This is a genomic window from Pseudoalteromonas sp. S1650, from assembly GCF_005887195.1.
Taxonomy (GTDB): Bacteria; Pseudomonadota; Gammaproteobacteria; order Enterobacterales; family Alteromonadaceae; genus Pseudoalteromonas; species Pseudoalteromonas simplex.
The window spans coordinates 22561-34937 of the sequence record NZ_PNDF01000023.1 but is presented as its reverse complement, the minus strand read 5'-3'; the positions used below and the strand labels follow the sequence as shown (position 1 = coordinate 34937).

Here is a 12377-nt window from a genome sequence, read left to right as displayed (position 1 = left end):
ATAATTGGTCGTAATTTTTGCTTGCAGTGTAAAGGAAATAAAGGATGAAAATATCAGCAGTCTCACAATTTAACCATGATGACATAGAGTTAAAGCCAATTGAGCGTGTTTATAATGGTTTCTTTAAAATTAATATCTATCGCTTTCATCATGCCTTGTTTGCGGGTGGTAAATCAGTAGAAGTTAAACGTGAAATTTTAGAGCGCGACCATGCTGTTGCTGTACTTCCTTATGACCCTAAAACTGACCAAGTTTTATTAATTGAACAAATTAGAATCGGGGCACTCGCATCAAAGCAGTCACCTTGGTTACTTGAGTGTATTGCAGGCATGGCTGATGGCAGTACTGATTATGAAGATGTTGCCAAACGTGAAGCATTCGAAGAAGCCGGTATTGAGCTTAACGAGCTGGAATTTATGATGTCGTATCTTTCAAGCCCCGGCGGCACCACTGAACGTTTGTATTTATATTTAGCGCGCACTGACTTAGCAGGGTATCAAGGCGGTATTTTTGGCCTTGATAATGAAGATGAAGATATCAAAACTCATGTAATGTCATATGATGAAGCTATGCTGCGCCTAGAACAGGGTGAAATAGATAATGCAGCGACAGTTATCTCATTACAGTGGTTAGCACTGAATAAGCAACGTATACTGTCTGATTGGAAAAACTCATAGGGGATTATTTTGTCGTACGTCAGTGCCCAGCAGCGTTATATTCAAAGCTTACCTAAGTACTTAACTTTGTGTGAGCATAATTACGTGCGTGCGCTAAAACTATTACCTAATGAGCGACGTATAGGTCAGGAACGTAAAGTGCAATTAGGGCACAGCACTTTTGCGGTTAAAGTTGACGATACAGCAAAATACACCACAGATATTTCTATCAGACAAGAAGCCGGTCATTTGCCTTCGGTTAAGCCTTTGTATTTAACTGTGCGCATGTATCATGATGCGAAAGTAGCCGAAATCGTGCATCATGATTTTCATCAGCGCATCAAGCCTTCCTATGCTTACCCTAATCCGAATATGCACCAAAAAGATGAAAAATATCAGCTTAACGCCTTTTTGTATGACTGGCTGGTGGCTTGTGTTGAAAACGGCCGAGCAGTTTTAAATTGGGATGTAAATAATGGCTTGGTTTAGTGACGCCTTCCATTTTGATAAAACAGCACTGAAAGTTGCCCACATCACTGATTGCCACTTATCAAAAGACATCCATGGTGAATACTTTAGCGTGAATACGGCAGCGTATTTTTCACGCTGTTTAGAAGCGATTGCTGAATTAGATGTGGATTGTGTGGTATTTGGTGGAGATTTAACACAAGATCACAGCACTGAGTCTTACCAGCTTTTTGCTAAATTAATAGCAGACTCAGCGCTGAGTTGTCCGGTGTTTTGGCTGCCGGGTAATCATGATGAACTTGCTGAATATGAAAAGCTTATAAGCCCGCAAATTTTAAACAATAAACGCATTACCTTTTTAGGTGGGCAGTTGCTGTTAGCTAACTCAAAAGGCCCGACGCCGGCCGGCTGGGTAACACAAACGCATTTAGATGAATTAAGCCAAGCGGTAGGGCAGGTTCAAAGTGTGGTGTTTTGTCATCATAACCCACTGCCTATTCAAGCCTATCTAGATAAACATATGCTAGAAAATGGCCCGCAATTTTTAAATACCTGCGTCAATACTGAGCAGTGTGTGGGCGTGTTCCATGGTCATGTGCATCATGAGTACACGCAAAATTACCGTAACCTTAGTGTGTATGCGACACCGGCCTGCTCAATACAATTTAGCAAACACACGATGGCATGGCAGCAAGAGGATTTAGGCCCCGCATTTCGAATCATCGACTTAATAATTGATGAGCAACAAAACTTACTGCTAACCACGGATGTAGTATGGCTAAAAGAGTAATTTATATTCATGGCTTTAATAGCTCTGAGCAATCTTACAAAGCTGTTCGTTTTGGTGAGCACATGGCGCAATTTGATGTCGATTATCAGGTGCCGCGATTAACTCATGAGCCATTACATGCAATTTTACAATTAGAACAACTGCTAAATGATGATACTGTATTACTAGGTAGTTCATTAGGTGGTTTTTATGCGACCTATTTGTCGCAACGTTATTCAATACCCGCGGTAGTCATTAACCCTGCGGTTCGCCCATTTGAGTTACTCGGTAACTATTTAGGGGAAAATTATAACCCGTATCAAGATAGTCATTATGAACTTGGTACTCGTCACATGGATGCATTGCGCAGTTTATATTTGCCGCAATTAGACACCCCTTCATTGATTTATTTGCTACAGCAAACGGGCGATGAAGTACTGCCATTTCAGCAGGCGGTTAAATATTATTCTCAGTGTAAGCAACACGTTGAATTTGGAGGCGATCATAGTTTTATCGGCTTCGAACAAACCTTTGCAAGTATTGTAGATTTTCTTAAAATCACGTAAAACATAGCTAAGCGCATAAAAGATATAAAAACTATGAGTCAGCAAAATTATAACGCCGAAGCAATTGAAGTCTTAAACGGATTAGAGCCCGTAAAACGCCGCCCAGGTATGTATACCGACACGGTTCGACCTAATCATTTAGGTCAAGAAGTTATCGATAACAGTGTCGATGAAGCAATGGCAGGCCATGCCACTAAAATAGATGTCATCCTTCATGAAGATAACTCCCTTGAGGTTATCGATGATGGCCGTGGTATGCCGATTGATATTCACCCTGAAGAAGGTATCCCGGGTGTGGAACTTATTTTTACCAAGCTGCACGCCGGTGGTAAGTTCTCTAATAAAAACTATCAGTTCTCAGGTGGTTTACACGGGGTAGGTATTTCGGTTGTAAATGCGCTATCGACTCGTGTTGAAGTGACTGTGCGCCGTGATGCGCAGCAATTTCGTATGGCTTTTGAAAACGGTGACAAGGTTGAAGATCTAAACGTCATTGGTACTGTGGGTAAACGTAACACAGGGACAACTGTACGTTTTTGGCCAGATGCGAGCTATTTTGACTCAGCTAACTTTTCAATTACTAAGCTTAATCACTTATTAAAAGCCAAAGCGGTATTGTGCCCAGGCTTGCGCATTAAGTTTACTAACAAGCAAACCAAAGAAAGCCAAGAGTGGTATTACGAAACAGGCTTAAAAGATTACCTAGTTGAAGCAGTCAAAGGCTTTGAAGTATTACCAAAAGAGCCGTTTATTGGTGATTTTTCAAGTTCAACCGAAGGCGCTGACTGGGCGGTTGTTTGGCTACCTGAAGGCGGTGAATCAATCGCTGAAAGTTATGTAAACTTAATTCCTACTGCACAAGGCGGTACACACGTTAATGGTTTACGCCAAGGCTTGCTTGAAGCAATGCGTGAATTTTGTGAATTTAGAAACCTATTACCACGTGGTGTAAAGCTAACACCAGATGATATTTGGGAGCGTTGTAGCTACGTATTGTCGGTTAAAATGCAAGACCCACAGTTTGCTGGCCAAACAAAAGAAAAGCTGTCTTCTCGCTCATGCGCTGCGTTTGTATCAGGTGTGGTAAAAGACTCATTTAGTTTATGGTTAAACGAGCATACAGAAACGGCAGAATTATTAGCTGAGTTATGTATCTCAAATGCGCAGCGCCGTTTACGTGCTGCTAAAAAAGTTGTGCGTAAGCGTGTTACCTCAGGCCCTGCATTACCGGGTAAATTAACGGATTGCAGTGCCCAAGATAATGACCGTACTGAACTGTTTTTAGTAGAGGGTGATTCAGCAGGTGGTTCAGCAAAACAAGCGCGCGACCGTGAATTCCAAGCAATCATGCCGCTGCGCGGTAAGATTTTAAATACCTGGGAAGTTGAATCTGGGCAGATTTTAGCATCGCAAGAGGTGCATGATATTTCTGTCGCTCTGGGTATTGACCCTGATTCAAGTGATTTATCTGGTCTGCGTTATAACAAGATTTGTATCTTGGCCGATGCTGACTCAGATGGATTACACATTGCTACCTTGCTTTGTGCGCTGTTTGTTCGTCACTTTCCATCGCTTATCAAACAAGGCCATGTGTATGTAGCTATGCCGCCGCTATTTCGTATCGACATTGGTAAAGAGGTTTACTACGCCCTTGATGAAGACGAAAAGAACGGTATTTTAGCGCGCATTGAAGCTGAGAAAAAACGCGGTAAGGTTAATGTTCAACGCTTCAAAGGGTTAGGTGAAATGAACCCGTTACAATTACGCGAAACCACGATGGATCCTAATACGCGTCGTTTAGTGCAATTAACCTTAGATGAAGAAGAGCAAACCATGGAAATGATGGATATGCTTCTTGCAAAGAAACGTTCGTCAGATCGTCGTCAGTGGTTAGAAGATCACGGAAACCGCGCAGAAGTTTAGTTAAAGGTGTAGCAACCTAGTTGCTAGCAACGAATTAAAGGGCAAGAAAAAATGAAAAAACTACTGACCTCATTATTGTCGCTGAGCTTGTTATCAGCGCCTGCAATGGCAAAAGATATTCTTGATAAGTTAACAGTTGCTGATGGGTTTTCTATTAGCCTGTTTGCTGATGATGTAGAAAATGCACGTCAAATTGCGGTATCAAAAAGAGGTATTGTTTACGCAGGCTCACGTAAAGCAGGCAATGTTTATGCGTTGATTGACCATAACAGTGATGGTGTGGCTGACAGAAAAATGGTTATTGCCACAGGTCTTGAAATGCCATCAGGTTTAGCGATTAAAGATGGTGATTTATATGTGGCTGAAGTGTCACGTATCATCCGTTTTAAAGACGTTGATAAAAATTTAAAAGATCCTAAATACGACGTGGTATACGATAAGTTTCCAACTGATCGTCACCATGGCTGGAAATTCATTAGTTTTGCGCCAACTGGTGAGTTAATTGTGCCAGTGGGTGTACCATGTAACATTTGTGCTGAAGACGAAAAATATGGTCGTATCTTCTCGTTAGATGTTGACACAAAAGAAATTAAAACAATTGCCAAAGGCGTTCGTAATTCAGTTGGTTTTGATTATCACCCTACAACGAATGCATTTTGGTTTAGTGATAACGGCCGTGACATGATGGGCGATGACATGCCACCTTGTGAAATTAACCGTGTTGGTGAAGGTGAAGAGGGTACGCATTATGGTTTCCCTTATGTTCACGCTGGGGCGATTTTAGATCCTGAGTTTGGTAAAGGTAAAAGTATTGCTGACTACAAATCGCCAGCCCTTGCACTTGGTGCTCATGTTGCTCCTTTAGGTATTCATTTTTATAACGGTAAGCAGTTTCCTGCTAAATTCAAAGAGCAGCTTTTTGTTGCTGAGCATGGTTCATGGAACCGCAGTAAAAAGTCAGGCTACAAAGTGATGCTAGCGAATGTTGAACAAGGTCGTATTACTAAGTACACCCCGTTCATCACAGGCTTTATGCAAAACGAAGAAACATTTGGTCGCCCAGTTGCATTTGCAGAGCTTGCAGATGGCAGCTTATTGATCTCAGACGACTTTGCTAATGTGATCTATCGCGTTAGTGCTAAGAAAAAATAGGTAAGCGTTAATGAGTGATACAGATACCTTGCTGATGCAAGGCATAGAACAACAAACAATGGGGCGCTTTACTGAAGACGCCTACTTAAACTACTCAATGTACGTCATTATGGACCGTGCCTTACCTCATGTAGGTGACGGTCTAAAGCCTGTACAGCGTCGTATCATCTATGCAATGAGCGAACTGGGGTTATCGGCGCAAGCAAAATATAAAAAATCAGCCCGTACCGTGGGTGATGTACTGGGTAAATATCACCCTCATGGTGATAGTGCTTGTTACGAAGCCATGGTGTTAATGGCGCAGCCGTTTTCTTACCGCTACCCGCTGGTGGACGGTCAAGGTAACTGGGGTGCTGCCGATGATCCTAAGTCATTTGCTGCAATGCGTTACACCGAAGCGCGTTTATCTAAGTTCTCAGAAGTTTTACTAAAAGAGCTGGGTCAAGGCACTGTCGATTGGACCGCAAACTTTGACGGCACACTTGATGAGCCAATGGTGTTACCTGCGCGTTTACCGCACATCTTACTCAATGGTGTAACGGGTATTGCTGTAGGTATGGCAACCGATATTCCACCACACAATGTGCGTGAAGTTGCCAGTGCCTGTTGTTTATTACTTGATAAGCCAAAAACTGAAATCGAAGAGTTGCTTGAGTTAGTGCATGCGCCTGACTACCCAACAGAAGCTGAGATCATCACACCGAAAGACGATATTCGTAAGATTTATCAAACCGGACGTGGTTCTATCAAGATGCGTGCAATTTACACTGAAGAGCAAGGTGACATAGTGATCACCGCGCTGCCTCATCAGTGTTCAGGTGCTAAAGTGCTTGAGCAAATTGCAGCGCAGATGAACGCTAAAAAGTTGCCGATGGTTGCTGATTTACGTGACGAATCTGATCACGAAAACCCGACCCGCATCGTGATTGTTCCGCGTTCTAACCGCATCAAGGCTGAGCCATTAATGGCGCACCTATTTGCAACCACAGATTTAGAAAAGAACTACCGCGTAAACTTAAACATGCTTGGCCTTGATGGTCGTCCGCAAGTTAAAGATTTACGTAGTATCTTAACTGAGTGGTTAACGTTCCGCCGTGAAACAGTTCGCCGTCGCTTACAGCACCGTTTAGATAAAGTATTAGCACGCTTACATATTTTAGAAGGTTTATTAACGGCCTTTTTAAATATTGATGAAGTTATCGAAATTATCCGTACTGAAGATAAACCAAAGCCTGTTTTAATGGAGCGTTTTGGTTTAACAGATATTCAAGCAGAAGCGATTTTAGAGTTAAAACTACGTCATTTAGCAAAACTTGAAGAGTTCAAGATTAAAGGTGAGCAAGATGAACTTGCCCTTGAGCGTGACAAGTTAGAGCAAACGCTTGGTTCAGAGCGTCGTATGTCGACCTTGATGAAAAAAGAAATTCAAGAAGCGGCTGAAATGTATGGTGATGATCGTCGCTCACCAGTTGTTGAACGTTTAGAAGCAAAAGCGCTAAGTGAAAAAGACCTTATCCCTTCAGAATCAGTGACCGTTGTGTTATCCGAAAAAGGTTGGGCACGTGTTGGTAAAGGCCATGATTTAGATGTTGAAGGGCTGAGTTATAAGTCAGGCGACAGCTATAAAGCCTCAGCGCGAGGTAAGAGTAACCAGCCTGCAGTGTTCTTAGATTCAAGTGGTCGTGCTTTTGCTACTGATGCACATAGTTTACCTTCAGCTCGAAGCCAAGGCGAACCAATGACAGGGCGCTTTAACTTAAGCTCTGGCGCCAACTTTGAGCATGTGGTGATGGCAGAAGACAACCAAGTGTTGTTAATGGCTTCCGATGCAGGCTATGGCTTTATAAGTGACTTTAAAGATCTGGTGAGTAAGAACAAAAACGGTAAAGCGCTGGTCAGTGTTCCTAAAGGCGGTGAATTACTCGCGCCAATTAGAGTAACTGACGTAGCAACAGATTACTGTATGGCAATTTCTAACGAAGGCCGCATGTTGTTATTCCCACTGCGCGATTTACCTAAGCTTAGTAAAGGTAAAGGAAATAAGATTATTTCTATCCCAAGTGCGAAAGTGCAAGCCCGTGAAGAGTTTGTAAAAGTGCTGGCTGTGGTGCCTGCGGGCAGTAGCGTAACCCTGCATGCAGGTAAACGAAAACTGACACTCAAACCGGCTGATCTTGAGCATTATCATGGTGAACGTGGTAGACGAGGTAATAAGTTACCCCGAGGCTTACAGCGTGTTGATGAAGCTGTAGTCGAAGTGACTCAAACTGATGACAGTGATGAGTCGCCAAGTGAAGTAACTGAGTAAACCAGAGGCCTGCAATTGCAGGCCTTTTTATTGTTAAAACGTTATGAAATTTTAAGCGTACACATGTGCGCTTAAAGCTATGGAAATGCTATTTTTCACGTTATAATGCGCGCTGATTAATACGAGGAGAATTCGTTTGTTAGCTATTTTTCGCATAATTTTCATGGCGTTATTTATTGTTTTAAGCTGTGTTTTTGGGCTGCTTTTATGCATTGTGAAGCCGTTTCATACAAATAACGTGCATATTATTGCGGGTTGGTTTTGCAAGGTAGCTAAAATTTTAGGTGTCAAACTAGAGCTTAAATATCACGAGACTCCAAAAAATATTGGTCCTGCTGTCTATGTAGCAAATCATCAAAATAACTATGACCTATTCACTTTACCTGCCATGGTGCCAGAGAACTGCGTAAGCCTTGGTAAAAAAAGCCTCAAATGGATCCCGTTTTTTGGTCAGCTATATTGGTTATCGGGCAATATCTTAATTGACCGTGCTAACCGCTCAAAAGCGGCGGGCACAATTTCTAAATCAGCTGAGAAAATAAAACAAAAAGGCTTGTCGGTGTGGATGTTTCCTGAGGGCACGCGAAGCTATGGTCGCGGTTTATTACCTTTTAAAACAGGGGCATTTCACACAGCAATGAGTGCTGATGTGCCGGTTGTGCCAGTTTGTATGAGTACAACGCACAAAACTATTAAGCTAAATCGCTGGGATAATGGTACAATTTACCTCGAAATGTTAGCGCCGATTTATCTTGATAAAGACGTATCTGCTCGTGACCATGCTTCACATGTTCATCAGATTATGGCCGCTAAAATAACTGAATTAGATGCTCAAGTGAGAAACAAATAATGGAAAATTGGCGCGAAATTACTGAAGACATCGTTACTTCATTGCTTGAAGATGGCTCAGATCCTGAAGTACTTTATGAAGTGGAACACCACTTTGTTAGCGAAAATTTTGAAAAATTAGAGCAAGCAGCTTTAGCCGCTTTTAAACTAGGTTACGATGTTGAAGAACCAGCTGAACTTGAGCTAGAAGACGGCGAGAAAGTATGGAGCTTTGACGTGGTTGTTGAGTGTGAACTTGATGTAGAAGCCATTATGGAAGACGTAGACAAGTTAGAAGCGCTTGCTCAGCAAACAGACGTTGAATACGACGGCTGGGGCACTTACTTTCAGGAGTAAGATTTAGAGCTGTCAGCTATCTGCCGTCAGCTCTTAGACTGAACTACCACAATCTAGCGAGTTGCTTGACTCGTTAGTTTACCCTTCTGACTAATACCTATTTCGTATTCGTTATTCAATCTATAGACATTTGTAATCAATTAGCGATAATAAAAAACTCGATGTTTATATGCGCTAAGCTTACCTATGCTTATTACTTTACCCATTGCCGAACTTGTTCCAGGGATGTTTGTTGACAGTGTCAGTAAGCAACAAGAGCATGTAAATAGTATTAAGATCAAAACACGTGGTTTAGTGCGTGATAAAACAATTATTCAGCGCCTGATCTCTGAGGGGGTTGAAGAGCTACTCATCGACTTTACACAAAGCGATGTTGCACTCCCTAAAAAATACCAACCAAAGCCTGAACCGGCTAAACCGAAGGTTGAACAAAAACCTGCTGCTAATGAAGAGCCGCAAGGGATCACGGTTCAACAAGAGTTTCTAAAAGCTAGTGTTCACTATGAGCAGCATAGTCGTAAGCTACAAAGTTTATATTCCGATATTACAGCTGGACTAAAAATGAATATGGCAGTGCTTGACGACATTGCTGTTGATATAGTCGGCTCCGTTTTTCGAAATCACAATGCATTAACTATTTTAACTCGTCTCAAAGATAAACATATTTATAACTGGCGTCACATGATCAACACTGCGATTTTGGTGAGTGTGTTTGCTAAGTATTTAGGCTATAAAGAAAAGACGATCAAAGAACTGGCGATGGGAGCTTTGCTGCATGATATTGGCCAAGCTAAAATGCCGCAAGGTGTTTTATCTAAGCCAAGCGCATTGAATGATAACGAAATGCAAGTCGTTAAAAAACATGTGGCGCAGAGTTTAGGTTTAGTGAAAGGCGAGAAGGGCATTACTCCACTAATGCTTGATATGATAGTAAATCATCATGAACGTTTAGATGGTACAGGTTATCCACGCGGTATTACCGCTGAAAAGCTTAGCCGCCCTGCAAGAATGATGGCAATTGCTGATGTTTATGATGCTATGACGGCAGATAGGCCTCATCAAATGGGAGAAGAACCTATTTCGGCTTTGCGTTATTTACTTGCGAACAAACAAATGTTTGATTCTGAATTAGTGCAGCGCTTTATTAAATGTCTAGGTGTACACCCTGTCGGTACTATTGTTAAGTTAAATAATGATCGTTTAGCGTTAGTAATGGAAGGGAATCACGAGAATCCAATCAAACCAAAAGTGAAAGTATTTTATAATGCTAAACATAAGCACCACGTGACGGCGAAAGATGTCGATTTGAACGTGGAAAAAGAACTAAAAATTATTGCCAGTATTAAACCCTTAGATTATCAGCTTAATTTGGCTCGTTTGTTAAAAGAGCATCTGCTTGTTTAGACTTAACACAGCGTTTTTTGGCGCTGCGTTTAGCTGAAATAAATGCCCCACTAAAACAACTTATCATTAAAACTAACCACAATAGCGTCCCTTTTTCGACATGTAAGGCTACGCAACACAATAAAAGAGACAAAACTGAGCTAAACATAGCGCCTAACCAATAGTGATTGACTGGGTTGTCGCAATCACCTGCTTTAGTACATGCACAATAATTTGCTTTACAAAAATAATGAACGCTCACACCGCATAACATTAGTGCCACAATAATAAAGGCGATTTCCATACTCAAACTCAACTGAGAAACTTTTATTTTTAGTCTAAAGCTACAAATGCGATAAGTCAATGCAAATGATAATTAATATCGTTTGTTTGGTTTGTAATCAGAGATCTGATGAGTTTTAATAAGTTGTTATCTTGTTGTTAAAATGCGGGTTTTTTACCTATTTCTAACGAAAAATTACAGTTTTTTGATCTTAATTAAGGTAATGTTCGAAAGTTTATAATCATTAGAATAAAACATCTAACGCCAACATACAGTGCTAATCTTTTATGCTTAACTAATAGGTTGCCCTCATTGTTGGATTAGTTTTCGCACAAGTTTGCAAGAGGACACAGATTTATGAAGTTCACGAAAACACTAATTGCAGCATCACTTGCTGTTGTTTCTGCTGACAGCTTTGCTGCAGCTTTCCAATTAGCAGAGCAAAACGTTTCAGGTTTAGGCCGTGCATACGCTGGTGAAGCAGCCGTTGCTGACGATGCCTCAGTTGTTGCTCGTAACCCTGCACTTATGTCTTTATTTAAAGACAAGCAAATCTCAGTGGCAGGTATTGCTGTAATTCCAGATGTTAGCTTAGAAGGTGAAAGTGCTGCATACGGCTTAGATGAAAGCTCTATCGATGACGATAGCATCGCGCCATCAGCATTTATTCCTGCTGGTTACTTCACTATGCCATTAAACGACAAAGTATCTTTAGGCTTTGGTGCTTTTTCAAACTTTGGTCTTTCAACTGAATTTAAAGACGATTACGCAGCAGGCTCTATCGCAGGCGAAACTGAAATCGTGACTGTTAACATGAATGCAAGTGCTTCATACAAAATCAACGAACAGTTCAGCCTAGGCCTTGGTTTAAACTATGTTTATGCTGATGCGAAAGTGGTGCGTAATGCAGGTGCAAACCCATTAGGTTTACCAGCGAGCACGCAAATCGCTCACCTTGAAGGTGACGACTACGGCTTTGGTTGGAACATTGGTGCTATGTATCAGTTAGACGAAAACAACCGTTTTGGTTTTAACTACCGTAGTGAAACTGATATTGATTTTGAAGGTGAGTACTCAAACCAACTACCAGCTGCTGTTGGCGGTTTAGCGGGTACTAAAGTTCCGGGTGAGTTAAAATTAACCTTACCAGCCATTGCTGAGTTCTCTGGTTCACACCAAATCGATAAGAAGCTTGGCGTGCACTACAGCATTTTATGGACTGGCTGGGATAGCTTCCAAAAATTAGAAGCTTATACGCCTAGTCAAGAAGCACCTGTATTCTCTAAAGAAGAGAACTTCTCTGATTCAATGCGTTACTCTATCGGTACTGACTACCAGTACAGCGACGCTCTTTTACTTCGTGCAGGTATTGCATACGATGAGTCGCCAGCAGACCAATCTCACCTTTCAATCTCTATCCCTGATACAGATCGTTTCTGGTTCTCATTTGGTGGTAACTACGCATTCAGCGAAAACTCAAATATTGACCTAGGTGTAAGTATTCTTCGTGGTAAAACACAAAACTTCTCTGAAAAAGACAGCCTAGCTGCATCAGTTGGCCAAGATGTTTCATGGGACTATGAATCAAAAGGTCACGCAGTTCTAGTAGGTGCTCAGTACAACTACAAATTTTAATTGTAACGCGACGTAAAGTCGCTGCTACAGAGCATTAAAAAGCCGCGCT

12 protein-coding genes are annotated in these 12377 nt (G+C 41.6%); 11 read left to right on the top strand and 1 reads right to left on the bottom strand.

Going from position 1 to position 12377, the window contains the following annotated elements; genetic code table 11:
• Nucleotides 1–44 precede the first annotated feature (44 nt).
• The 10 genes from CWB80_RS07915 to CWB80_RS07870 all read left to right on the top strand — a co-directional run bounded on the left by CWB80_RS07915 (nucleotide 45) and on the right by CWB80_RS07870 (nucleotide 10431).
• The gene (locus tag CWB80_RS07915) at nucleotides 45–677 is read left to right on the top strand and encodes an NUDIX domain-containing protein (RefSeq protein ID WP_138598893.1); all 633 of its coding nucleotides are present in this window, start codon (nucleotides 45–47) and stop codon (nucleotides 675–677) included.
• A gap of 9 nt (nucleotides 678–686) precedes the next feature.
• Nucleotides 687–1145, top strand: a complete 459-nt coding sequence (locus CWB80_RS07910) for a DUF1249 domain-containing protein (protein WP_138598894.1) — start codon at nucleotides 687–689, stop codon at nucleotides 1143–1145.
• Nucleotides 1132–1914, top strand: coding sequence for a metallophosphoesterase (locus tag CWB80_RS07905; RefSeq protein WP_138598895.1), 783 nt, complete (start codon nucleotides 1132–1134; stop codon nucleotides 1912–1914). The genes CWB80_RS07910 and CWB80_RS07905 overlap by 14 nt, the downstream gene beginning before the upstream one ends.
• A complete protein-coding gene (locus CWB80_RS07900; RefSeq protein ID WP_054552649.1) occupies nucleotides 1899–2459 on the top strand; it encodes a YqiA/YcfP family alpha/beta fold hydrolase in 561 nt (186 codons plus the stop codon). The genes CWB80_RS07905 and CWB80_RS07900 overlap by 16 nt, the downstream gene beginning before the upstream one ends.
• Nucleotides 2460–2492: 33 nt before the next feature.
• Nucleotides 2493–4382, top strand: a complete 1890-nt coding sequence (parE, locus tag CWB80_RS07895; RefSeq protein ID WP_054552648.1) for a DNA topoisomerase IV subunit B — start codon at nucleotides 2493–2495, stop codon at nucleotides 4380–4382.
• A 51-nt stretch (nucleotides 4383–4433) separates the two neighbouring features.
• Nucleotides 4434–5534 (top strand): PQQ-dependent sugar dehydrogenase, encoded by a 1101-nt coding sequence (locus CWB80_RS07890; protein WP_138598896.1) that lies wholly within the window; start codon nucleotides 4434–4436, stop codon nucleotides 5532–5534.
• Nucleotides 5535–5544: 10 nt separating this feature from the next.
• Nucleotides 5545–7842 (top strand): DNA topoisomerase IV subunit A, encoded by a 2298-nt coding sequence (parC, locus tag CWB80_RS07885; RefSeq protein ID WP_054552646.1) that lies wholly within the window; start codon nucleotides 5545–5547, stop codon nucleotides 7840–7842.
• 163 nt (nucleotides 7843–8005) lie between these two features.
• Complete coding sequence (locus tag CWB80_RS07880) at nucleotides 8006–8692, top strand: 1-acylglycerol-3-phosphate O-acyltransferase (RefSeq protein WP_082389235.1); 687 nt, start codon at nucleotides 8006–8008, stop codon at nucleotides 8690–8692.
• Nucleotides 8692–9027 carry a ribonuclease E inhibitor RraB gene (gene rraB, locus CWB80_RS07875; RefSeq protein ID WP_054552644.1) on the top strand — a complete coding sequence of 112 codons (336 nt, stop codon included), beginning with the start codon at nucleotides 8692–8694 and terminating at the stop codon, nucleotides 9025–9027. The genes CWB80_RS07880 and rraB overlap by 1 nt, the downstream gene beginning before the upstream one ends.
• Before the next feature lie 186 nt (nucleotides 9028–9213).
• Complete coding sequence (locus CWB80_RS07870) at nucleotides 9214–10431, top strand: cyclic di-GMP phosphodiesterase (RefSeq protein WP_138598897.1); 1218 nt, start codon at nucleotides 9214–9216, stop codon at nucleotides 10429–10431.
• On the opposite strand, the gene CWB80_RS22895 is transcribed toward CWB80_RS07870, so the two are convergent.
• A complete protein-coding gene (locus CWB80_RS22895; protein ID WP_054552642.1) occupies nucleotides 10391–10714 on the bottom strand; it encodes a hypothetical protein in 324 nt (107 codons plus the stop codon). The two genes, CWB80_RS07870 and CWB80_RS22895, sit on opposite strands and share 41 nt — an antisense overlap.
• Before the next feature lie 336 nt (nucleotides 10715–11050).
• Between CWB80_RS22895 and CWB80_RS07860 the strand changes: the two genes are divergently transcribed.
• Nucleotides 11051–12328 carry an outer membrane protein transport protein gene (locus CWB80_RS07860; protein ID WP_054552641.1) on the top strand — a complete coding sequence of 426 codons (1278 nt, stop codon included), beginning with the start codon at nucleotides 11051–11053 and terminating at the stop codon, nucleotides 12326–12328.
• Nucleotides 12329–12377 lie beyond the last annotated feature (49 nt).